This is a genomic window from Rathayibacter sp. AY1A3 (genome assembly GCF_002930975.1).
Lineage (GTDB): Bacteria > Actinomycetota > Actinomycetes > Actinomycetales > Microbacteriaceae > Rathayibacter.
Genome location: NZ_PSTO01000053.1, coordinates 1 through 20,537, shown reverse-complemented (window position 1 = coordinate 20,537; position 20,537 = coordinate 1). Strand labels below are relative to the sequence as shown.

Below are 20,537 nucleotides of genomic sequence, written 5' to 3'. Positions count from 1 at the left end.
ACCCCACCCCCTCCTCCGAAAGGCCCCGCCATGACCAGACGAACCGCCGGCCCTCTCCGCTCCCTCCTCGCCCTCACCGCCGCGACGCTCACCCTCGCGGGCTGCTCCTCCGCCGCCTCGTCCGGCTCCGACGCCGCGGGCTCCTCCGACGGCCCCCGGGTGATCAAGGTGGGGGCCCTCACCCCCGGCACGACCACCGACGGCGCCTTCAACCAGGCGCTCAGCGATGCGCTCGCGAAGCTGCAGAGCGAGGGCCTGATCGAGTACGAGCTGCGCGACCAGATGTCGGACCCCGCGGCGAGCGAGCCCGTGATCGCCGACTTCGCGAGCCAGGGCTACGACCTGATCATCGGCCACGGCATCGAGCTCGGCGACGCCGTCTTCTCGGTGGCCGAGCAGTTCCCCGACGTGCACTTCACCGCCTCGGGCGGCACCGACATCCTCGACAAGCACACCGCGAACGTCGAGACCTGGACCTACAGCACCCCCCAGGTCGGCTACCTCTCGGGCTACATCGCAGGACTGACCGGCGCCTCCTCGATCGGCCGCGTCGAGAGCCTGGAGCTCGACTTCGTCACGGCGACCGACTCCTACTTCCAGAAGGGGGTCGCCGCGGCGAACCCCTCGGCCACCCTCCTCCCCGTGGTCTACGCCGGCAGCTTCGACGACGCCCAGGCGGCGGCCGCCGCGACCACCGGTCTGATCGGGCAGGGCGCGGACCTCGTCTACACGACGGGCGACGGCATCGCGACCGGCGTCGGCTCCGCGGCCTCGGAGGCCGGCGTGCTCAGCGTGGGCGTCTCGCCCGCCGCCGGCGACGCCGCCCTCGCGACCAACGTCTCGACCGTCGACCTCGACATGTACCCCATCGTCAAGGCCTGGGTGGAAGAGGTCGCCGCGGGCGGCTTCGGGGACAAGGGCGTGACCTCCACGGTCGAGAACGGCGGCATCTCGTACCAGGACGTCAACACCGTCGACGGCGAGGTCCCCGCCGACACCGGCGACAAGGTCGAGCAGCTGATCGCGGGTCTGTCCGACGGCTCCGTGAGCATCGACGGCTGAGGACGGACCGGCCATGAGCAGCGGCGTCCTGGAGGCGCGGGGCGTCTCGAAGAGCTTCGGGCGCGTCCGGGCCCTGACCGACGTGGGCATCACGGTGCGGCCGGGCGCCGTGCACGCCCTCGTCGGCGAGAACGGCGCGGGCAAGTCGACGCTCGCCCGCGTCCTCGCGGGACTCGAACGCCCGGACTCGGGCACCCTCCTGCTCGACGGCGCGCCCTACGCCCCCCGCGATCGCGCCGGCGCGAAAGCGCGCGGCGTGGACCTCGTGCCGCAGCAGCTGAGCCTCGTCGGCGAGCTGAGCCTGGTCGAGAACTACCTCGTGGTGGGGCGCCGAGCGCTCGTGCGCCGGCGCTCGGCCCGGGCCCTTCTCGCCGCGACGCTCGAGCGCGCCGGAGTGCAGGTCGATCTCGACGCGCCGACCGGCTCGCTGCCGCAGGCGCACCGGCAGCTCGGGGAGATCGTCGTCGCCCTCGCGGAGGGAGCGCACACCCTGATCCTCGACGAGCCGACCGCGAGCCTGGGCCCGCTCGAGGTCGGCGGGCTGTTCGCGCATCTGCGCTCCCTCTGCGCTCTCGGCACCGCGATCGTGCTGATCACCCACCGGCTCGAGGAGGTGCGGGACGTGGCGGACGACATCACGGTCCTCTCGCACGGCGCGCTCGTGCACCGCGGCAGCGCCGAGGGACTCGACGCCCCGCAGATCGCACGCCTGATGGTCGGCGACCTCCCGGCTCCCGCGCCCCGCGCCCGCCGCGCGCCGGGGGACCCGGTCCTCGAGTGCTCCGGCCTCGTGGCCACCTCGACGAGGGATGCAGATCTCGACCGAGTGACCCTCTCCGTGCGTGCGGGGGAGGTCGTCGGGATCGCGGGCGTCGCCGGCAGCGGCCAGAACCTCCTCCTGGACGTCCTCAGCGGCGTCGTCCGACCCGACGAGGGCACGGTGCGGATGGCCGGTGCGGCGCCCGGCGCCTCCGCCGTCGACCTGCTGAACGCCGGGCTCGCCTGGATGCCCGAGGAGCGCGGCGACGCGATCGTGCCCCGGATGACCCTGGCGGAGAACCTCGCCGTCTACCGCAGCGCGGTCGGCGCCCCGCGCTCCGGCGACGCACCGGCCGCCGCCGACCTCCTGGAGGCCTTCGACGTCCGCCCCGCCGACCCGCGGCTGCCCGCCGGGGGCCTCTCCGGAGGCAACCAGCAGAAGCTGCTCGCGGCCCGCGAGCTCGGCGGCTCGCCCCGGGCCGTCCTCGCGCACGGCCCGACGCAGGGGCTCGACCTCCGCGCGTCGCAGGCGATCCGCTCCCGCCTGACCGGGCTCGCCGACGGCGGGGCCGCCGTGATCGTCGCCTCCCACGACCTGGAGGAGGTGCTCGCCGTGGCCGACCGGGTCCTGGTGATGTTCGCGGGCCGCGTCGTCGCCGATCTGCCGGTCGCCGAGGCCGACACCGCCCGTCTCGGCCGCGCGATGGCCGGCCTCTCGACCACCTCCGAAGGAGACCCCCGATGACCGACCGCTCCGACCTCCTCCCGACCGCCGCCGAGCTCGGCCGGCTGCGCGCCGTGGCCGTGGGCGCCGAGCGCCCCGATCTGATCGTGCGCGGCGGGCTCGTGCAGTCCCCCGGCACCGAGGAGTGGCTGGAGTGCGACGTGCTCGTGGCGGGCCGGCACATCGCGGCACTGACCCCGTGGGGCCACGTCGCCGAGGGCGGCGAGGAGATCGACGCGCGGGGCGCCCACGTCGTCCCCGCGTTCCTCGACGCGCACCTGCACATCGAGTACACCAACCTCACTCCGGGAGAGCTCGCGCGCCTCAGCGTGGCGCGCGGCACCGGGACGGTCCTGACGGATCCGAACGGCGCCGCCAACGTCTGGGGACCGCCTGGCATGGATCTGCTCACGCGGACGACGACGCCGCTGCGGATCTTCCAGCAGGTCTCCCCGACCACCCCCGCCTCGCAGGTGCTCGAGCGCGGCGGCGCCGTCATCCCCGAGGAGACCGTCCACGCCCGGCTCCTGGACGACGTGACCACGAGTCTCGGCGAGGGCAACCCCTTCGACTACGGCGAGGTGTCGACCGCGCGCTTCGCCGCCGCGCTCGCGGCCGGTCGGAGGATCACCGGCCACACCGCAGCGCAGACGCAGGAGTCGCTGTGGGGCTACCTCGCGGCGGGGGTCGGCGACGACCACAACTCCGCCACCGTCGAGGAGGTGCTCGAGCGCGTGCGTCTCGGAGCGATGATCACCGTGATGGGCGCCTCCCTCACCGACAACACCGTCCCTCTCTTCTCCGATCTCGACCGGATCGCGCCCGCCCTGCGGAGCCTGTGCTTCTGCGCGGACGACAAGCACGTCCTCGACCTGCACGAGGAAGGACACATCGACCACCACGTGCGCCAGGCGATCCGCTTCGGGGTCGACCCGCAGCTGGCCTACCGGATGGCGACGACGCAGCCCGCCGGGTACTACCGGCTCGACCAGATCCTCGGCCTGATCGCTCCGTCGCGTCTGGCGGATCTGCAGGTGATCCCCGACCTCGCCGAGGTGCGCCCGAGCGTCGTCGTGATGGGGGGCCGCGTGGCCGCGCGGGACGGAGTCGCTCTGTTCGAGAACACTGACACGGTCCCCGACTGGACCGCCGGCACCGTCCGGCTCCCCGAGGTCCTCGATCCCGGGCTCCTGGCCCTGCCCGCGCCCGAGGAAGGTCCTGAGCGCGTGCGGGTGCGGGCGATGGAGATGCACAAGGGCTACTTCAAGCGGGCGTTCGATGCGGAGCTGCCCGTCTCGGACGGCCTGGTGCAGTCCGACACCGCGCAGGACGTGCTCAAGGTCGCCGTGATCGACCGCCACCACGGCGAGGCCCTGGCCGGCATCGGCTTCGTGAAGGGGTTCGGGCTGCGCCGCGGTGCGATCGCGATCACGATGAACTGCCCGAACATGAACGTCGCGGTCGTCGGCGCGAACGACGCCGACATGCTGGCGGCCGTCGAGGAGCTGCGGCGGATGCACGGAGGCTTCGTCACCGTCGCCGACGGGGAGGTCCTCGCGCGGGTCCCCCTGGAGGTCGGCGGCATGATGAGCGCCGCGCCCTTCGAGGAGACCGCCGAGGCCCTGCGCCGCGGACACGCCGCGACGCACGCGCTGGGCTGCACGATCCCGTCCCCCTACATCGTCCTGTCCTTCGTCGGCCTCTACGTCGTCCCCGATCTCGGCATCACCGAGCTCGGGCTCATCGACACTCCGACCCAGGCCTTCGTCGACGTGCTGCTGCCCGGGCCCGCCGACCGCTGCGCCCACGAGGGCGGGCACCGGTGAACGGCCTGGACCGCCGGCGCTGGCTGCTCGGCGCGATCGTCGTGCTGGCCGTCGTCGCGGTGGCCGCGGCGCTCATCCTGTTCGCGGGAGCAGACCCGCTGGTCGGCCTGCGGGGACTCGTCGAGGGCGTCTCCTCCTCCCCGTACCGCGTCGGCGAGGTGCTCGTCGGCGCCGTCCCGGTCGGCATGGTCGCCCTGACGCTCGTCCCGGCCCTCCGGGCCGGCGTCTTCTCGGTCGGCGCCGAGGGGCAGATCGTGATGGGAGCGATCGCGGCGACGGCGGCGACCCTCGGCGTCGACTCCCTCACCGGCGGAGCAGCGCCCGGGCCGGTGCTCTGGCTCGCCGGCCTGCTCGCGGGAGCGGCAGGAGGCGCCGCGACCGCGCTCCTCCCCGCGTTCCTCGCCGTGCGCTGGCGTGTCAACGAGATCCTCAGCACTCTGCTGCTCAACTACATCGCGGCCGGCTTCCTCGGCTTCACCCTGCGGACCTGGCTCTCCAGCGGAGAGGCCACGGCGACGCCGCAGAGCGCGAAGCTGCCGGAGGCGGCGGCCCTGCCGATCCTCCTGCCGGGCACCCGCGCGCACTGGGGGCTGGTGATCGTCCTCGTCGTCGCAGTCCTCCTGATGCTGTGGCTCCGTACCGCGAGCAGCGCACGCCTGCGCGTGTTCGCGGAGCGGCCGACCCTGGCGCTGAGGCTGGGCTCCTCGCGGGCGCGGACCCTCTACTCGACGATGCTCGTCTCGGGAGCGGGGGCCGGAGCGGTCGGCTGGATCCAGGTCGCGGGAGTCAACGAGCGCCTGCTGAACTCCGTGTCCGGCGGAGTCGGCTTCTCGGGGCTCGCGGTCGCGCTGCTCGGCGGCCTCGCCCCGGTCGGCGTCGTCGTCGCGGCGCTCTTCTTCTCGGCGCTGACCGCCGGTGCGGTCGGCATGCAGTCCGCGACCGGCACCGTGCCGTCCTCGATCGCCGAGGTCGTCAAGGGAGTCCTTCTGATCGGAGTCGCCTGCATCGCGGCCTACCAGCGCCGCCCGGTCGTGGCGCCCGCCGAGCCGGAGTCCGGGATCGTCGAGCCGCCCGGCGAGGGGATCGCCGGCACCGTCGTCGAGGCCGAGCGAGAGGGGAGCGGGCGATGAGCGTCGACCTGTGGCTGTCGATCCTCGCCGGGACTCTCGTCCTGGCCTCTCCGCTCGTGCTCGCGGGCATCGGCGAGGGCGTCGTGGAGCGCGCCGGGCGGATCAACCTCGGCATCGAGGGGATGATGATCCTCGGCGCGTTCGCGGGGGTCTGGGCGGGCAGTGCCGCCGGGCCGGTCGCCGGGCTCGCCGCGGGGGCGGGGGTCGGCCTCCTCCTCGCCGCCGTGATGAACGTCGTCGTGCTCCGGCTGCGCGCGAACGAGCTGGTCATCGGGCTCGCCGTCACGATGCTCGGCCTCGGGCTCAGCACGTACCTCTTCCAGCTCTGGGTGCCGGCCGGCACGACGAACGTGACCGTCGAGACCCTGCCCCGAGTCCCCCTCGGGCCGCTCGCGGACCTCCCGCTCGTGGGCCCGGCGCTCTTCGTGCAGAGCCCCCTGGTCTACCTCGCGGCGGTCCTCCTCGTGGTCGCCTGGTGGGTGATGCGCTCGACCCACTTCGGGCTCGCCGTGCGCGCCGTCGGCGCCGACCCCGCCTCGGCGGCGCTGCGCGGGGTGCGGGTGCAGCGGACCGGTGCCGCGGCGTTCCTCGTCGGAGGGACTCTCGCAGGGCTCGGCGGTGCGGCGATCACGGTCGGCACCATCGGCTCCTTCGCCCCGGACATCACGGCCGGACGCGGGTACATCGTCCTGGCCGTGGTGATCATGGGCCGCAGCCGTCCGCTCGGGATCGCTCTGGGCGCGCTGCTGTTCGCGTTCCTCCAGAGCTTCGCCCTGCTCGCGCAGTCCACCGCCCTGACCCTGCCGAGCGAGGTCTACCAGTCGCTGCCCTACGTCGTGACCCTCCTCGTCCTCGTCGTGACGTCGCGGCGCCGGCTGCGGCACCTCGGCCGCGCACGGCCCGCGCCCGCGAGTCCCCAGGAGCGGGCAGAATCGTCCGCGGAGAAGGCGGGGACGGGATGACGACCGACAACAGGAGGGTGCTCGCGGGCGTCCTGAGGTTCGTCCGCGACGCGGCGGCGGCGGGGGCGACCCTGCGCGGAGAGGTCGAGATCGCCGAGACGCTCGGCGTGAGCCGCAAGCAGGTGCGCGATGTGCTGGCCTCGCTGGAGCAGCAGGGCATCGTCCTGCGACGCCAGGGTGCGGCGACCGAGGTGGATCCCGTCGCGACGCGGTTGAGCGTGCGCTTCGAGGACCAGCTCGAGTACAGCCTCCTGCTCCAGCAGCACGGCTACGACAGCAGCGTCGAGGTCCTGGAGGTGTCGACCGTCGCCCTGCCCAAGCCGAGCGCGGATCTGCTGCGCACTCCGGCCGAGCAGCCCGCCGCCCGGATCGTGAAGCGGTGGCGCGCCGACGGCGAGGTGGCCATGCTCTCCTTCGGCACCATGCCGCTCCCCTACCCCCGCGCGGACGTCGACCTCGGGGACTCGATCTACAGCGCGGTCAAGCAGATGTGGGGCGAGGCGATCGCCTGGGAGGTGACGACGCCCTCCGCCGAGGTCCTCGGCGAGGCCGAGTCCGAGCTCTTCGAGCACCCCGCGGGCACCGCCGTCCTGACCCTCGACATCGTGGGCATCGGCCTCAGCGGCCGCCGCCTGTTCCACGCGCGCGAGCTCCACCATCCCGGGCTGGTCTCGTACTCGATCATGCGCACCGTCCGGCCCCCGCAGGTCTTCTCGACCGCGCGGTACCAGTTCTGACCCCTCCCCCACGAACGGAGTCGCGATGCACGCTCGACCCTCCCCCTTCGCTCCGCCCGAGTCCGAACGGCGGTGGCTGGAGGTCGCGGCGACGATCGCGGCCGAGTGCCGGGCGACCGCGGAGTCGGACGACGCCTCGGGCGAGCTGCCGCTGCAGCACCTGCGCGCACTCTCCGCGAGCGGGCTCGACGCGGCCTTCCTCCCACGCGAGCACGGCGGCGAGGCCCTCTCCTACGCGGCGCTGGCGCACACCGTCCGGCTGCTCGCCTCCGCTCACCCCGCCGTCGCGGCCGTGTGGCTGATGCACCTCGGGGCGGCGCACGCCCTGGTGATGCAGTCCTCGCCCGAGGAGGCGTCCTTCTTCGCCGCGGAGCTGCGCCGGGGAGCGCGCTTCGCGAACGCGCTGTCCGAGGCGGCCGGCGGCAACCACTTCCTGAACTCGCACCAGGACGCGCCGTCCGTGGACGGCGGCTGGTCCCTCACCGGCCGGAAGCTGTTCGTCTCCGGTGCGGAGGCGGCCGAGCACTTCCTCGTGAACGTGCGGATCGACGGGGGGCCGGCCTTCTTCGGCGTCACCCGCGACGAGACCGTGTCCCTCCCTCCGCTGGACGCGACGATGGGGATGCGGGCGACCCGCAGCCGTGCCGTCGCGTTCGAGGGCACGCTCCTGTCCGCCTCGCGTCGCTGCGGGCCGCCGCCGGCCGACTACGCGAACCTGATCACCATCGGCTTCCCCGCGCTCTCGATCGGCATCGCGGAGGCGGCGCTCGATGCGCTGGTGGCCGGAGCACAGCGCGTGCGGACTCCCGGCGCCGCGCCGCTCGCCGAGGCTCCGTGGGTGCGCTCGGAGACCGGCGCGGTCGCCGCCGAGCTGCGAGCAGGACGACTCCTCGCCGAGAACACCGCGTGGCTCGCCGATCAGAGGGACCCGTCGGCGCGCGACGCGGCGACCGAGGCCAAGATGCTCGCCAACGAGCTCGCGAAGAAGGCCGCCGCGCTCGCGCTCTCGGTCGGCGGCGGAGGCGCCTACCTCGCGCGCTCCCCCGTGCAGCGGATCTTCCGCGACGCGCAGGCCGGCGCCCTGATGGCCTACTCCGTGCCCTTCAGCCGGGAGGCCGTGGGAGCCGCGCTGCTCGACACCTGACCGGGCGGGGGCGCTGCGCCGAGGCGCCCGGGACGGTCGTCGACACGCCCGAACGGGTGCGGGCACGTCAGCGCCCGCTACTCGCGCAGGGCCTCCACGGCCTCGTGGAAGCTCGTCACGTCCGCCCGCACCCCGTCCGGCCCCAGCACCGTCCAGGTCGTGCCCGTGCGGATCAGGACGCCCAGCTCCTCGGCGGGCCGGCGGCGGGTGCGGCGCAGCTCGAGCACGAAGACTCCGGGACGCGCCTCTCTGATCTCGGGAGTGCGCCGGTCGGGCAGCATCACGAGTCCTCCCCGAGGGTCAGCGGTAGATGCTCCACTCCTTCTTCACGATCCGGCGCTCCTCGCCGTCGACCGCGACGATCCACTCGCCGTCCTTCTTGGCCACGACCCGCCCGCGCAGGTACTGCGGCTCCCAGCCGTCGGCCTTGTTGACCCACTTCACGAACCGCGCGAACCGCCCCGGTGCCACGTCGTCTCTGGACATCTCTCGACTCCCCTCGTCGTCACCGGCACGTCCATCGCCCTCCGTCAGGAGAGCACCTCGCCCAGCGCGAGGGGGACCTCTCCTGTGAGGTCTCGAAGCCGGTTCACCGACGGTAGAACGCGCTGCTGGAAGTGGACGAGACCGTTGACTGATCGACGATCGTCTGGCAGTGGGGTCAGGATGCGGCAGCGGAATCAGGAGTCGAACAGCACGTGCGGCCGTCCGGCGTCGACGATCACGCGGGCGCGCACCCCGTAGACGTCCGCGATCAGCGCCGGGGTGAGCACCTCCTCCGGGGTGCCGCTCGCGACCACGCGCCCCTCGCGCAGCACCAGCAGCGCGTCGCAGAAGAGGGCCGCGAGGTTGAGGTCGTGCAGCGCGACGACCGTGGTCACCGGCAGCGCCCGCACCAGGGCCAGCAGCTCCAGCTGATGGCGGATGTCGAGGTGGTTGGTCGGCTCATCCAGCAGCAGCTCGCGCGGCTCCTGCGCGAGCGCCCGGGCGATGTGCGCGCGCTGTCGCTCGCCGCCCGAGAGGGTGTGCCAGAGGTGGTCGGCCTTCGCCTCAAGGCCCACCTGCTCGAGGGCGCGATCGATCGCGCGCAGGTCCTCGGCCGTGTCTCCGCCCAGGAGGGAGCGGTGCGGGGTGCGCCCCAGCCGGACGACGTCGCGGACGGGGAGGTCCGCCTCCGTCTCGGCCTGCTGCGTCACCGTGGCCACGGCCCGGGCGACCTCGCGGCGGCGGAGCGAGCGGAGCGGCGCGCCGTCGAGGGTGACGACGCCGGCGTCCGGAGCCGCGGTGCCCTGCAGCAGCCGCAGCAGCGACGACTTGCCCGAGCCGTTGGGCCCGAGCAGTCCCACTGTCGAGCCGGGAGCGGGGCGGAGCGAGACGCCGTCGACCACCAGGCGGCCGCCCCGGCGCCACGAGACCCGGTCGGCCTCGAGCGTCACGAGCGGCCCCTCCGCCGCAGGAGCAGCAGCATGAACACCGGCACGCCGACGAGTGCCGTGCCGACCCCCACCGGCAGCGGAGTCGGCGCGAACGCCACCCGCGACCCGGCGTCGACCCACACCAGGAACACCGCGCCGAGCAGGATCGTCGCCGGGATCACCCGCGAGTGCCGCTGGCCGAACACGAGTCGCGCGGCGTGCGGCAGCACCAGCCCCACGAAGCCGATCGCGCCGGCGATGCTCACCAGGGTCGCCGTCAGCAGGGCCGTCACCACCAGCAGGAGGAGGCGGGTGCGGCCCACGTGCACGCCGAGCGACGCGGCCACGTCCTCCCCGAAGGCGAACGCGTCGAGCGTGCGCGCCGCGGCGAGGCAGACCACGGAGCCGAGCAGCACGACTCCTCCGCTCAGCGCCACGTCGTCCCAACGCATCCCCTCGAGGGAGCCGAGCAGCCAGAACATCACGCCGCGCGTCTCGTCCGAGTCGGCGAGCGCGAACACGATCAGCGAGGTCAGCGCCGAGAACAGCTGCGTGCTCGCCACCCCCGCCAGGATCACGCCGGAGGTGCCGCCCGCCGAGAACCGCGTGAGCAGCAGCACGAAGCCGAAGGCGACCAGCGCGCCGACGAAGGCGCCTCCGGAGAGCCCGACCACTCCTCCGCCGACCCCGAGCACGCCGACGAGCACCGCGCCCGTGGACGCTCCGGACGAGACGCCCAGCACGAACGGGTCGGCGAGCGGATTCCGCAGCAGCGACTGCAGGATCACTCCGCACACGCCGAGCCCCGCCCCGCAGGCCGCGGCCACGAGTGCGCGTGGGAGGCGCTCCTGCCAGACGATCGCGTCCTCGGCCGGGCGCACCGGGACGGAGGCGAGCCCGAGGTGGTTGAGGAGGATGTCGCGGACGTTCACGAGCGAGACGTCGGCCGGGCCGAGCGTCACCGCGACGCCAACCGAGAGCGCCAGCGCGAGCAGCCCGCCGACGACCAGCGCAGCGGCGGCCAGACCCCGCGGCACCCGGCGGACGAGGACCGTGCTCGTGCCCGTGCCCGTGCTCAGAGCGAGGCCCCGTTCTCGTCCCACCAGGCGCGGATCTTCTCGAGCCCGTCGACGAAGCGGATCGACGGGTTCATCTCGGCGCCGTGGAGCGCGATGAAGCGGCCGTCCTGCACCGCGGGCAGGCTGCTGGTCAGCGGGTCGGAGCGGAGGAATGCGGTCTTGTCGTCGAGGCGGTCACCGGGGAAGCGGTCGCGCTGCAGGTCGCCGAGGACGAGGACGTCCGGGTCGGCCGCGACGACGCTCTCCCAGCCGACGGCGGGCCAGTCCTCCGTGCGGTCGGCGAAGACGTTGGTCATGCCGGTCGTGGTGCCGAGCATCGAGGCGAAGTTGTAGCCGCCGGCCATGTAGGGCGTCTTGGTGTCGGCGAACCAGAAGGCGACGCTCCGGCCGCCGAGGTCGACCCCCTCGGTGGCGGCGGCGGCGCGCTCCTGCAGCTGCGCGACCAGGGCGTCACCGCGCTGCTGCACGTCGAAGACCTCGGCCAGCTCGTGGATCTCCTGGTAGAGGACGTCGACGGTCAGTGGGACGGTGCGCGTGCCGCTCCCGCCGTTGACGCTCGCCCCGTTGTCGCAGTCGGAGGGGGCGAGGTAGGAGCCGATCCCCGTCTCGGCGAGGCGGTCGCGCGAGGCGACGCCCTCGGGCGCGTAGTGGCGGCCGAAGGAGGCGGTGACGAAGTCGGGGTCGGCACCGAGCAGCACCTCGTAGGTGGGCGCGTTGTCGGCCAGGCGCGGCACGCTCTCGTTCGCGGAGGCGAGGGTCTCGAGCACGGGGTCGGTCCAGGAGGCGGTGCCGACCATCCGGTCCTCGAGGCCGAGGGACAGCAGGATCTCGGTCGAGTTCTGGTCGAGGGAGACGACCCGCTGCGGAGGGGCGGTGACGGTGGTCGCGGTGCCGCAGTCGTCCAGCGTGAGCGGGTACGAGGTCGTGCCCTCTCCCGCGGCGGCCGTGCTCTCGGGCTCGATCTGCTCGGAGGCGCCGCAGCCGGTGAGGGCGAGCAGGGTCAGGGCGGCGAGGGCGAGGGCGGCGGGGCGCCGTCGGTGCGTGGACATGGATCTCCCGTGGTTCGTGGGCGACGGTCGTCGGCCCGGTTCATGGGCCCGGTTCATGGGACCGGTTCGCCGGCAGGGCTCGTCGGCCCGGTCTGTCGGCGGGCGGCACCCGCGTCTCGGCGTGGAGCCCGGGTAAGCATAGCCTTACCTCACCTGGCCCCGTCCATTCGCGCCAGTCGATCCGCGCCACCGACCCTCGGCCACCCTCGGCCCGGCCCGCCGGCGACTCCGCAGGAGTCGCCGTGGTCGCGCGCGCGGACGGCGGCTGCCGAGTCCTCACCGCACTCAGAAGGCCCGGAACAGCCGAGTAAGCGGACACCTGTCGCGCACCTCGCCTCCGTAGCCCCCAACCAGGTGGACAGCACCCCGGACACGGTTCCCCTGGGGGCGGGAGAGCGCGATCCTGGACAGCGACGCTCGACGGCGCCCGCCCCACCGCCCTCCGACCGTCACAGAAGGATCCTGTTGCCCCGCCACTCCGCCCGCACCGCCTCCTCCGGCCGGTCCGCGCTGGTGCGCAAGGCCGACGCGTCCGGCTACCGGCCCGAGATCGAGGGACTGCGCGCCGTCGCGTCCCTCCTGGTCGCGACGTTCCACATCTGGCTGGGCCGCGTCTCCGGAGGCGTCGACGTCTTCTTCGTGATCGCCGGGTTCCTCACCACCCTGACCCTCCTCGGCCAGATCCGCCGGTTCGGGCGCGTGCGTCCGATCGCCTTCCTCCGGAGGCTCGCCTCGCGGCTCTTCCCGGCGGCCGCGGTGGTGCTGGTCGTCGTCGCGGCGCTCGCTCCGCTCCTCCTGCGCCCCTCGCAGCTGCTGCAGACCTTCACCGAGGTGCTCGCCTCGACCTTCTACGTCGAGAACGTCGCGCTCGCGCGGGCCGGAGTGGACTACCTCGCGCAGGACGACTTCCACTCCCCGGTGCAGAACTTCTGGGCGATGTCGGTGCAGGGGCAGTTCTACCTGGTCTGGCTCGCCCTGGTGCTCGTCGCGACCCTCGCCGCCGTGCTGCTGCGGCGACGCGCGCAGCTGCCGCGGTTCCTGCTGGCGCTCGTCGCGGCGCTCACCGTCCTCTCGTTCGCGTTCTCGGTCGTGCTGGTGGGGATCGACCAGCCGACCGCGTACTACAGCACCCTCGCCCGCTCATGGGAGTTCGGGCTCGGCTCGCTCGCGGCCCTCGTGCTTCCGGGACTGGCGATCCCGGCGGCCCTGCGGACGGTCGCCGGGTGGCTGGGGCTGATCGGAGTCGTCTCCTGCGGATTCGTGCTCCAGGTCTCGAGCGCGTTCCCGGGCGCCGCCGCGCTCTGGCCGACCCTCTCGGCGGTGCTCGTGCTCGTCGCCGGGACCGGCCCCGCCCCGGAGCGCGGAGTCGGCCGACTGCTGGCCCTGCGCCCGCTCGTGTGGCTGGGCGGCCTGAGCTACGGGATCTACCTCTGGCACTGGCCGCTCCTGGTCTTCTGGCGCGAGAGCACCGGCGAGGACCCGACCGCCCTCGCGGGCCTGGGCGTCATCGCCGCCGCGATCCTCCTGGCCGCCGCCTTGAAGCGCTTCCTCGAGGACCCCCTCCACCGCCGCGCCCCCGCCGAGCGCCCGCACCGCCTCCGCGCGCTCGCCCCGGCGGCCCTGCTGGCCGTCGCCGCCCTGGTCGGAGCGACGGGCCTCACCGGAACGAACGCCGCGATCGCCGCCGACCTCACCCGCGCGCACGCCCTCCCCGTCTCGACCGAGGGCTGCGTCGGAGCCGCGGCGCTCGCGAACGCCTGCCCCGACTCCTGGACCACGAGCCTGCCCGCCGTCGACGCCTCGGAGGACGGCTCCGCCCTGAACACCGACGAGTGCAGCACGGGCAACTCCGGCACCGCGCTCAAGGAGTGCCGCTTCGGCGATCCCGTCGGCCTCCGCGTGCTGCTCATCGGCAACTCGCACGCGGCGTCGTTCTTCCCGGCGCTGCGCGGCGTCGCGGATGAGCGCGGCTGGGACCTGCACACCTACTACAAGACGGGCTGCGTCTTCTCGACCGCGGAGCGGCGCGACGACTCCGCCTCCTCCCGCCGCTCCTGCGACGTCTGGAACGGGAAGCTGCAGGAGGAGCTCGCGGGCCAGGAGCCGTACGCGCTCGTCGTCACCGCCTACTCCGCGAAGAAGTCCGTGTTCGTCGACGCGTCCGGCACCCCCGACGAGCAAGCCGGCATCGACGGGTTCCACGAGTCGTGGGCGCCGCTGATCGCCCGCGGATCCACGGTGGTCGCGATCCGCGACAATCCGGTGCTGCCCTCGCTCTCCCTGCTGGCCTGCGCCGAGGAGCCGGGCTCCGCGGCCGACTGCAGCGTGCCGCTCGACGAGGCCTTCGCCGACCGCGAGCTGATGGCCGCCGCCGCCGAGGACTGGCCGGGCGCCGCCGCCGTCGACCTCACCCGCTGGTTCTGCGACGACCGCGGCTGCCCCCTCGTGATCGGCGGAGTGAAGGTGTACCGCGACCTCGGGCACCTCACCGAGTCCTATGCCCGGACCCTGGCGCCCTACCTCGGCGAGGCGCTGGACCCGCTGGTCGGCTGAGGGCCCTCGCGCTCGCCTCCGGACGCATGCAAGACTGTTTATACGAACAGGGATCGGAGGAGCCGATGGGCCACTCTCACGGCGTTCCGGCCGGCTCCGCCGCCGCACGGCACCGGCGTCCGCTCGTGGCCGCCTTCGTGCTGACCGCGGCGTTCATGGTCGTCGAGTTCGCGGTCGGAGTCGCGACGGGCTCGCTCGCGCTGCTCTCGGACGCCGCGCACATGGGCACCGACGTGCTGGCCCTCGGAATGTCGATCGCCGCGATCTCGCTCGCCGCCCGCCCCGCCGCGAAGGGCCGCACCTACGGCTCCTACCGCCTCGAAGTGCTGGCCGCCCTCGCCAACGGCCTGCTGCTGTTCGCTGTCGCCGCGTTCGTGATCGTCGAGGCCGTCCGCCGCTTCGCCGAGCCGCCCGCGGTGCCCGGCGGCCCCCTCCTGATCACCGCCGTCGTGGGCCTGGCGGTCAACCTCGTGAGCCTGCGCCTGCTGTCCGCCGGGGCGAAGGAGAGCATCACCCTCCGCGGAGCCTCCCTCGAGGTGCTCGGCGACGCGCTCGGCTCGATCGGCGTGATCGTCGCGGCGATCGTGCTGCTCACCACCGGCTGGGCGTGGGCGGATCCGATCGTCGGCGTGCTGATCGGGCTGCTGATCCTTCCCCGCACCTGGTCGCTGACGCGGCAGGCGCTGGGGATCCTGATGGAGTCGGCCCCCGCGCACGTCGACCTCGCAGCGCTCGAGCGCGACGTCTGCGCCGTCCCCGGCGTGCTCGCGCTGCACGACCTGCACGTGTGGACGATCACCTCGGGCATGGAGAGCGCTACCGGCCACGTGGTCGTCGCCCCCGACGCCGACTACCGCACCGCGCTCTCGCGGGTGCTCGCCGTCCTCCGCGAGCGCCACGGCATCGACCACGCGACCATCCAGTGCGAGCCCGAGGCCTTCCCGGAGACGACGCACCGCGTCTGAGCGCGGGGGTGTCGCGCCGCGCGGCCGCACGCCTCCGCATGCCCACGACACTCCAGGAGTCGTCGCACTCGGCGTCGACTGCGACGACTCCTGGCTTCTCGCCGACGCGGGCCCCGCCCGCCCCTGAGCACCTTCCGATTGTTGACGTGAACATGTACAGTCGGCCGTCAGGGCGCGTTCACGTGAACATGCCCGCATTTCGATGGCGAAAGAGAGACCGCATCAATGTCGATGTCCTTCAGAAGGGTCGCCGCGCTCGCCACGAGCGCCGCCCTGGCCACAGGAGCACTGCTGGCGATCCCCGCCGCAGCGGCCCCCGCTCAGGCCGCGGACGCGTTCCGCATCACGCCGAACCCCGCCGCCGCCGGTGAGGCGTTCGAGGGCTGGGGCACCAGCCTCGTCTGGTTCGCGAACGCGACCGGCGGCTATCCCGAGGCCCTCCGCGAGGACCTCTACCAGAAGGTCTTCGGCGACAGCGGCCTCGACCTCAACATCGCCCGCTACAACATCGGCGGCGGCAACGCCTCCGACGTGAAGGACTACCTCCGCCCGGGCGGCGCCGTCGAGGGCTGGTGGAAGCAGAACCCGGCCGGCGACGCGTCGACCTACGGCGGCACCTCCACGAAGCTCGCCGACCGCGACGCGCTCCTGGCCAAGTGGAACGCGGACGACCCCGCCTCCTACGACTGGACCGCCGACGAGACGCAGCGCTGGTGGGTCGAGAGGCTGGCCGAGGAGAAGCAGATCTCGCACTGGGAGGCGTTCTCCAACTCCGCCCCGTACTTCATGACCGAGAGCGGCTACGTCTCGGGCGGCTTCGACGCGAACAGCGAGCAGCTGAAGCCCGCCGCCGAGGAGCAGTTCGCGAAGTACCTCGTGAAGGTCACCGAGCACATGGAGGACGAGTACGGCATCGAGTTCGACACGCTCGACCCCTTCAACGAGCCGAACACGAACTACTGGGGCACGCAGCTCTCCAACGGCGTCCCGACCGGCGGACGCCAGGAGGGCATGCACGTCGGCCCGACGCGCCAGGCGGGTCTGATCCCCGACGTCACCGCCGCGCTGGACGCTTCGACCACTGACGCCGGCCTCGCCGCGATGGACGAGACCAACCCCGACATCTTCGCCACGAACTGGGCCGCCTACTCCGCCGCTATCCGCGCCGAGGTCGACCGGATGAACGTCCACACCTACGGCACCTCGGGCCGCCTTAAGGTCCGCGACCTCGCGAAGCAGGCCGACACCGACCTGTGGATGAGCGAGATCGAGGGCAACTGGGTCACCGGCTTCGACCCCACCAACATGGAGAACGGCCTCGGCATCGCCGGCCGCATCAACGACGACCTGCGCGAGCTCGAGCCGAAGGCGTGGGTGCTCTGGCAGCCCGTCGAGGACTACTACAACATGCAGCAGCCCAAGCCCAAGGGCGAGAACCTCAACTGGGGCTCCGTCTACATCGACCTGGACTGCAAGCCGTACCAGGAGAACGGGACCGAGGTCTGGAAGTCGGTCCGCCGCGTCGCCGACGCCGGTGGCGACTCCACCAAGGCCCCGGTCTGCGGCGTCGAGACGAACTCGAAGTTCAACACCATCCGGAACTTCACCAAGTTCATCCACGAGGGCGACCACCTGATGCCCTCCAACGACAGCTCCTCCACCGCCGCCGTCCGCGGCGACGGCTCGGGCGCGACCGTCGTGCACACCAACAGCACCGCGACCGAGAAGACCGTCGTGCTCGACCTCTCCCGCTTCGGCACCATCGCCGACACCGCGACGGTCACCCCCTACGTCACCACGAAGGCCTCCTCGGCCGCCGCTCCCACGAGCAACGCCCTGGTCGCGAAGACGCCGGTGAGCGTCGACCGCATCTCGCGCACCGCCACGATCACCGTGCCCGCCAAGTCGGTCACGAGCTTCTCGATCGACGGAGTCTCGGGAGTCGCCGACTCCGCCCCCGCCCTGCGCGACGGCCACCGCTACCAGCTGGTCGGCACCCAGAGCGGCAAGGCCCTGACCGGCAACCCCTCGGGCGCCGCGACCACGATCACCGGCCTCGCCACCGACTCCGCCACGGCCGCCAAGCAGACCTGGACGGTCCGCGAGGTCGCCGCCGGCGAGCGCGAGGCCACCCGCCGCGTCGTCCTCGTCAACGGCGACGGACGCGTGCTCGGAGCCACGACCGCCGGCACCGACCTGCGCTCGCTGTCCGTCGACGCGGCGAAGACGACCGCCGCGACCCGCTGGATCGTCAACACCACCGACGGCGTGAACTTCTCGCTCGTCAACGAGTCCATCGCCCAGTCGCTCGACGTGAACGGCGGCTCCAGCGCCGACAACGCGTCGGTCGGCGTCTACACCTCCAACGGCGGAGCGAACCAGTCGTGGTCCCTCCGCGACCTCGCCCCGACCGCCGGCCAGACGATCGCCGTCCGCACCACCGCGGGTGTCGCTCCGACCCTGCCCGCGAGCATCACCCCGCAGTACTCCTGGGGAGCCGGCGCACCGCTCGCCGTCACCTGGCAGCGCCCCGCCGACTCGGCGTACGGCGCGACCGGCCGCGTCGAGGTGCCCGGCACCGCGACCGACCTCTACGGCCAGACGATCACGGTCACCGCGCTCGTCGACGTCGGCGGACTGACCGCGACCGACCCCGTGTCGGTCACGGCCGCCGCGGGCGCCTCGGTCGCCGGAGTGAAGGCCTCGGCCCCGACGACGGTCCCCGCCCGCGTGGGCGCCTCGGCCAGCACCTTCCCGGTGCCGGTCGTCTGGGACTGGACGCCGCTCACCACCGCCTCCCTCGCCCGGGCCGGGCAGGTGACGGTCTCGGGAACGGCGACCGCCGACGGCGCGACGCTCCCCGCCACGCTCACGGTGCTCGTCACCACGGGCACGCTCCGCAACTTCAACCCGGACACCGGCATCGTCGCGACCGCGTCGTCGTCGGAGTCGGGCTACGGACCGGAGCGCACCCGCAACGGCGTGGACGGCGACAAGGGCTGGTCGAACTGGACCAACGGCACCAAGGCCGCGCAGAGCTCGCTGACCTACACCTTCCCCTCGACCCACCAGGTCGAGAAGGTGTCGGTGCAGTTCCTGGCCGACGGCGGCACCAGCTGGGCGCAGACCTACCAGCTGCAGTACCAGGCCGCTGACAGCACGACCTGGACCGCGGTCCCCGGGTACGAGTCGGCCGTGGCGCTCGCGTCGCCGGCCGGAGGAACGGCTCCGACCCTGGTCGCGTCGTTCGCGCCCGTCACGGCCAAGGCCTTCCGCGTCGTGATGAACGCCTACGACAACACGCACCTGATCGTGGCCGAGACCAAGCTCTACGAGTCGGTCGCCTCGCCCGCCGCGGTCGCCACCCTGGGCGCCCTGAGCGTCGGCGGAGCCGGCATCGCCGGGTTCGACCCGGCCCGCACCTCCTACGCGGTCACCGTCGAGGGCACGGCGATGCCGGTGATCGGAGCAGTGGCGACCGACTCGGCGGCCACCGTGCGGATCACCCAGCCGACGACGGCGAACGGCGGAGTCGCGACCATCGCGGTCCGCGCGGCCGACGGCTCCGTCACCTCGACCACGACGGTGACGGTGACCCTGAAGGCGCCCGCCGCCCTCGCGGTCGCGGTCACGGCGACCACCCGCTGCATCGCCGGCAAGGTGACGCTCACCGTCGCGGCGAAGAACGAGTCCGGCGTGCCGGTCTCGATGACCATCGCGACGCCCTCCGGGTCGAAGCAGGTCACCGGAGTCGCGCCCGGCGCGAGCGGCAGCGCCGCATTCACCACGCGCGCGGCCTCGGTGCCGGCCGGCCAGGCCACCGTCACCGCGACGGGCACGGTCGACGGTGAGCAGGTCACCTCGGTGGCGACGGGAGCGTACGCGGCCCGCAGCTGCTGACGCCCCCTCCGACACGGACCGCCTCCGCCCCTCCGGGGACGGGGGCGGTCCGTCGTTCGCCCTCGGAGCGGCGCGGCGCGGGCGGCGCGTCGTGAGATCCCGATACGACCGCGGCGCGGGCTACCCGATCGGCATGGATCCGTGCCGGTCGGGCAGCCGCACACCTCCGCGCCGGTGGAGCGACCGCGCACCCCTATGCCGGTCGACCAGCCGCGGCACGCGGCGTATCGAGACCCCGCTCAGTGCCCCGCGGCCGCCTCGTCGCGGGTGCGCAGGCGCGAGACGCCCATCACGACGGCCGCGATGACCAGACCCAGCACGAGGCCGAAGATCATCGAGACGAAGGTGTCGGCCAGCCACACGACGACCGGGCCCGCGCCCTCGACCGCGTGGGTGACGACGTGCACGAGGTCGTACGGACCGTGCCACACCGTCTCGGCGAGGTTCGCGACGACGAGGTGCCCGCCGACCCAGAGCATGGCGAGCGTGCCGATGATGCTGATCGCGCGGAACACGACCGGCATCGACGCGACGATCCTCGCTCCGGTGCGCCGCACGCCGCGGGCCGCGTTCTTCATCAGGCGCAGGCCCACGTCGTCGATCTTCACGAGCAGCGCGACGGCGCCGTAGACGAGCACGGTCATCCCGAGCCCGACGACCAGGAGCGCGCCGAGCGTGGGCCAGATCCCGAAGTCGGGGTCGAGGCCGTCGAGCGCGATCAGCATGATCTCGGTGCTCAGGATGACGTCGGTGCGGATGGCGCCGAAGACGAGCTTCTTCTCGTCGCGCGCCTCCGTCTCGTGGCCGCCGTGCGAGACGCCGAACCACTCGAGCACCTTCTCCGCCCCCTCGAAGCAGAGGAACGCGCCGCCGAGGATGAGCAGGTACGGCAGCACCTGCGGCGCGAACGCCGAGAGCAGCAGCGCCAGCGGGATGATGATGACGAACTTGTTGAACAGGCTCCCCAGCGCGATCCGCCCGACCACCGGCAGCTCCCGCGCCGGCGTGAGGCCCTGCACGTACTGCGGGGTGACGGCCGCGTCGTCGATCACGACGCCCGCCGTCTTGGCGCTCGCCTTCAGGGCGGCGGTGAGGATGTCATCGACAACCGCGAGCAGGCCGACCGACATGTGCGTCTCCTTGGAGGTCCGGGGTGAGAGGGCTCACAGTATCGCGAGCTCCGCGGTCGAGCGGGCACGGGGAGGGGCGTGGGTGCGGCGGAGGGGATCCGG

General features: G+C 73.2%; 16 protein-coding genes. 10 read left to right on the top strand and 6 right to left on the bottom strand.

Annotated features, from left to right (window positions below; genetic code table 11):
* Window positions 1-30 precede the first annotated feature (30 nt).
* The 7 genes from C5C10_RS16465 to C5C10_RS16435 are packed head-to-tail and all read left to right on the top strand — an operon-like array spanning window position 31 to window position 8,344.
* Complete coding sequence (locus C5C10_RS16465) at window positions 31-1,062, top strand: BMP family ABC transporter substrate-binding protein (RefSeq protein ID WP_104329803.1); 1,032 nt, start codon at window positions 31-33, stop codon at window positions 1,060-1,062.
* Window positions 1,063-1,075: 13 nt separating this feature from the next.
* Window positions 1,076-2,566: an ABC transporter ATP-binding protein gene (locus tag C5C10_RS16460; RefSeq protein WP_104329802.1), complete on the top strand. Its 1,491-nt coding sequence runs from the start codon at window positions 1,076-1,078 to the stop codon at window positions 2,564-2,566.
* Window positions 2,563-4,371, top strand: a complete 1,809-nt coding sequence (locus tag C5C10_RS16455) for an adenine deaminase C-terminal domain-containing protein (RefSeq protein WP_104329801.1) — start codon at window positions 2,563-2,565, stop codon at window positions 4,369-4,371. The genes C5C10_RS16460 and C5C10_RS16455 overlap by 4 nt, the downstream gene beginning before the upstream one ends.
* Complete coding sequence (locus C5C10_RS16450; RefSeq protein ID WP_104329800.1) at window positions 4,368-5,501, top strand: ABC transporter permease; 1,134 nt, start codon at window positions 4,368-4,370, stop codon at window positions 5,499-5,501. The genes C5C10_RS16455 and C5C10_RS16450 overlap by 4 nt, the downstream gene beginning before the upstream one ends.
* Window positions 5,498-6,463: an ABC transporter permease gene (locus C5C10_RS16445; protein ID WP_104329799.1), complete on the top strand. Its 966-nt coding sequence runs from the start codon at window positions 5,498-5,500 to the stop codon at window positions 6,461-6,463. The genes C5C10_RS16450 and C5C10_RS16445 overlap by 4 nt, the downstream gene beginning before the upstream one ends.
* Window positions 6,460-7,200 carry a GntR family transcriptional regulator gene (locus C5C10_RS16440; RefSeq protein WP_104329798.1) on the top strand — a complete coding sequence of 247 codons (741 nt, stop codon included), beginning with the start codon at window positions 6,460-6,462 and terminating at the stop codon, window positions 7,198-7,200. Before C5C10_RS16445 ends, C5C10_RS16440 begins: the two co-directional genes overlap by 4 nt.
* A 25-nt stretch (window positions 7,201-7,225) precedes the next feature.
* Window positions 7,226-8,344 (top strand): acyl-CoA dehydrogenase family protein, encoded by a 1,119-nt coding sequence (locus tag C5C10_RS16435; RefSeq protein ID WP_104329797.1) that lies wholly within the window; start codon window positions 7,226-7,228, stop codon window positions 8,342-8,344.
* 77 nt (window positions 8,345-8,421) lie between these two features.
* Here C5C10_RS16435 and C5C10_RS16430 read toward each other — a convergent pair whose 3' ends face one another.
* The 5 genes from C5C10_RS16430 to C5C10_RS16410 form a co-directional block, all read right to left on the bottom strand.
* A complete protein-coding gene (locus tag C5C10_RS16430) occupies window positions 8,422-8,625 on the bottom strand; it encodes a hypothetical protein (protein WP_104275813.1) in 204 nt (67 codons plus the stop codon).
* A gap of 19 nt (window positions 8,626-8,644) precedes the next feature.
* Entirely contained in the window at window positions 8,645-8,830 is a 186-nt protein-coding gene (locus C5C10_RS16425) for a hypothetical protein (RefSeq protein WP_104329796.1), read from the bottom strand.
* A gap of 194 nt (window positions 8,831-9,024) precedes the next feature.
* The gene (locus C5C10_RS16420; RefSeq protein ID WP_104329795.1) at window positions 9,025-9,780 is read right to left on the bottom strand and encodes an ABC transporter ATP-binding protein; all 756 of its coding nucleotides are present in this window, start codon (window positions 9,778-9,780) and stop codon (window positions 9,025-9,027) included.
* Window positions 9,777-10,862, bottom strand: coding sequence for an iron ABC transporter permease (locus tag C5C10_RS16415; RefSeq protein WP_104329794.1), 1,086 nt, complete (start codon window positions 10,860-10,862; stop codon window positions 9,777-9,779). The genes C5C10_RS16420 and C5C10_RS16415 overlap by 4 nt, the downstream gene beginning before the upstream one ends.
* Window positions 10,835-11,887 carry an ABC transporter substrate-binding protein gene (locus C5C10_RS16410; protein WP_104329793.1) on the bottom strand — a complete coding sequence of 351 codons (1,053 nt, stop codon included), beginning with the start codon at window positions 11,885-11,887 and terminating at the stop codon, window positions 10,835-10,837. Before C5C10_RS16410 ends, C5C10_RS16415 begins: the two co-directional genes overlap by 28 nt.
* Before the next feature lie 465 nt (window positions 11,888-12,352).
* Here C5C10_RS16410 and C5C10_RS16405 point away from each other — a divergent pair, with 465 nt between their 5' ends.
* From C5C10_RS16405 to C5C10_RS16395, 3 genes are all read left to right on the top strand, one after another.
* Window positions 12,353-14,440 carry an acyltransferase family protein gene (locus tag C5C10_RS16405; RefSeq protein WP_181073498.1) on the top strand — a complete coding sequence of 696 codons (2,088 nt, stop codon included), beginning with the start codon at window positions 12,353-12,355 and terminating at the stop codon, window positions 14,438-14,440.
* Window positions 14,441-14,505: 65 nt separating this feature from the next.
* Window positions 14,506-15,405: a cation diffusion facilitator family transporter gene (locus C5C10_RS16400; protein ID WP_104226358.1), complete on the top strand. Its 900-nt coding sequence runs from the start codon at window positions 14,506-14,508 to the stop codon at window positions 15,403-15,405.
* 231 nt (window positions 15,406-15,636) lie between these two features.
* Window positions 15,637-19,305, top strand: coding sequence for a glycoside hydrolase (locus tag C5C10_RS16395; protein ID WP_181073497.1), 3,669 nt, complete (start codon window positions 15,637-15,639; stop codon window positions 19,303-19,305).
* Window positions 19,306-19,544: 239 nt separating this feature from the next.
* Here the strand turns inward: C5C10_RS16395 and C5C10_RS16390 are convergent, their stop codons facing one another.
* The gene (locus tag C5C10_RS16390; RefSeq protein WP_104329790.1) at window positions 19,545-20,435 is read right to left on the bottom strand and encodes a DUF808 domain-containing protein; all 891 of its coding nucleotides are present in this window, start codon (window positions 20,433-20,435) and stop codon (window positions 19,545-19,547) included.
* Window positions 20,436-20,537 lie beyond the last annotated feature (102 nt).

What these genes read in the sequence shown, in the direction of transcription:
- C5C10_RS16465 (WP_104329803.1), top strand. Translation starts at nt 31, where the DNA reads ATGACCAGACGAACCGCCGGCCCTCTCCGCTCCCTCCTCGCCCTCACC.
- C5C10_RS16460 (WP_104329802.1), top strand. Translation starts at nt 1,076, where the DNA reads ATGAGCAGCGGCGTCCTGGAGGCGCGGGGCGTCTCGAAGAGCTTCGGG.
- C5C10_RS16455 (WP_104329801.1), top strand. Translation starts at nt 2,563, where the DNA reads ATGACCGACCGCTCCGACCTCCTCCCGACCGCCGCCGAGCTCGGCCGG.
- C5C10_RS16445 (WP_104329799.1), top strand. Translation starts at nt 5,498, where the DNA reads ATGAGCGTCGACCTGTGGCTGTCGATCCTCGCCGGGACTCTCGTCCTG.
- C5C10_RS16440 (WP_104329798.1), top strand. Translation starts at nt 6,460, where the DNA reads ATGACGACCGACAACAGGAGGGTGCTCGCGGGCGTCCTGAGGTTCGTC.
- C5C10_RS16435 (WP_104329797.1), top strand. Translation starts at nt 7,226, where the DNA reads ATGCACGCTCGACCCTCCCCCTTCGCTCCGCCCGAGTCCGAACGGCGG.
- C5C10_RS16430 (WP_104275813.1), bottom strand. Translation starts at nt 8,625, where the DNA reads ATGCTGCCCGACCGGCGCACTCCCGAGATCAGAGAGGCGCGTCCCGGA.
- C5C10_RS16425 (WP_104329796.1), bottom strand. Translation starts at nt 8,830, where the DNA reads ATGTCCAGAGACGACGTGGCACCGGGGCGGTTCGCGCGGTTCGTGAAG.
- C5C10_RS16410 (WP_104329793.1), bottom strand. Translation starts at nt 11,887, where the DNA reads ATGTCCACGCACCGACGGCGCCCCGCCGCCCTCGCCCTCGCCGCCCTG.
- C5C10_RS16400 (WP_104226358.1), top strand. Translation starts at nt 14,506, where the DNA reads ATGGGCCACTCTCACGGCGTTCCGGCCGGCTCCGCCGCCGCACGGCAC.
- C5C10_RS16395 (WP_181073497.1), top strand. Translation starts at nt 15,637, where the DNA reads ATGTCCTTCAGAAGGGTCGCCGCGCTCGCCACGAGCGCCGCCCTGGCC.
- C5C10_RS16390 (WP_104329790.1), bottom strand. Translation starts at nt 20,435, where the DNA reads ATGTCGGTCGGCCTGCTCGCGGTTGTCGATGACATCCTCACCGCCGCC.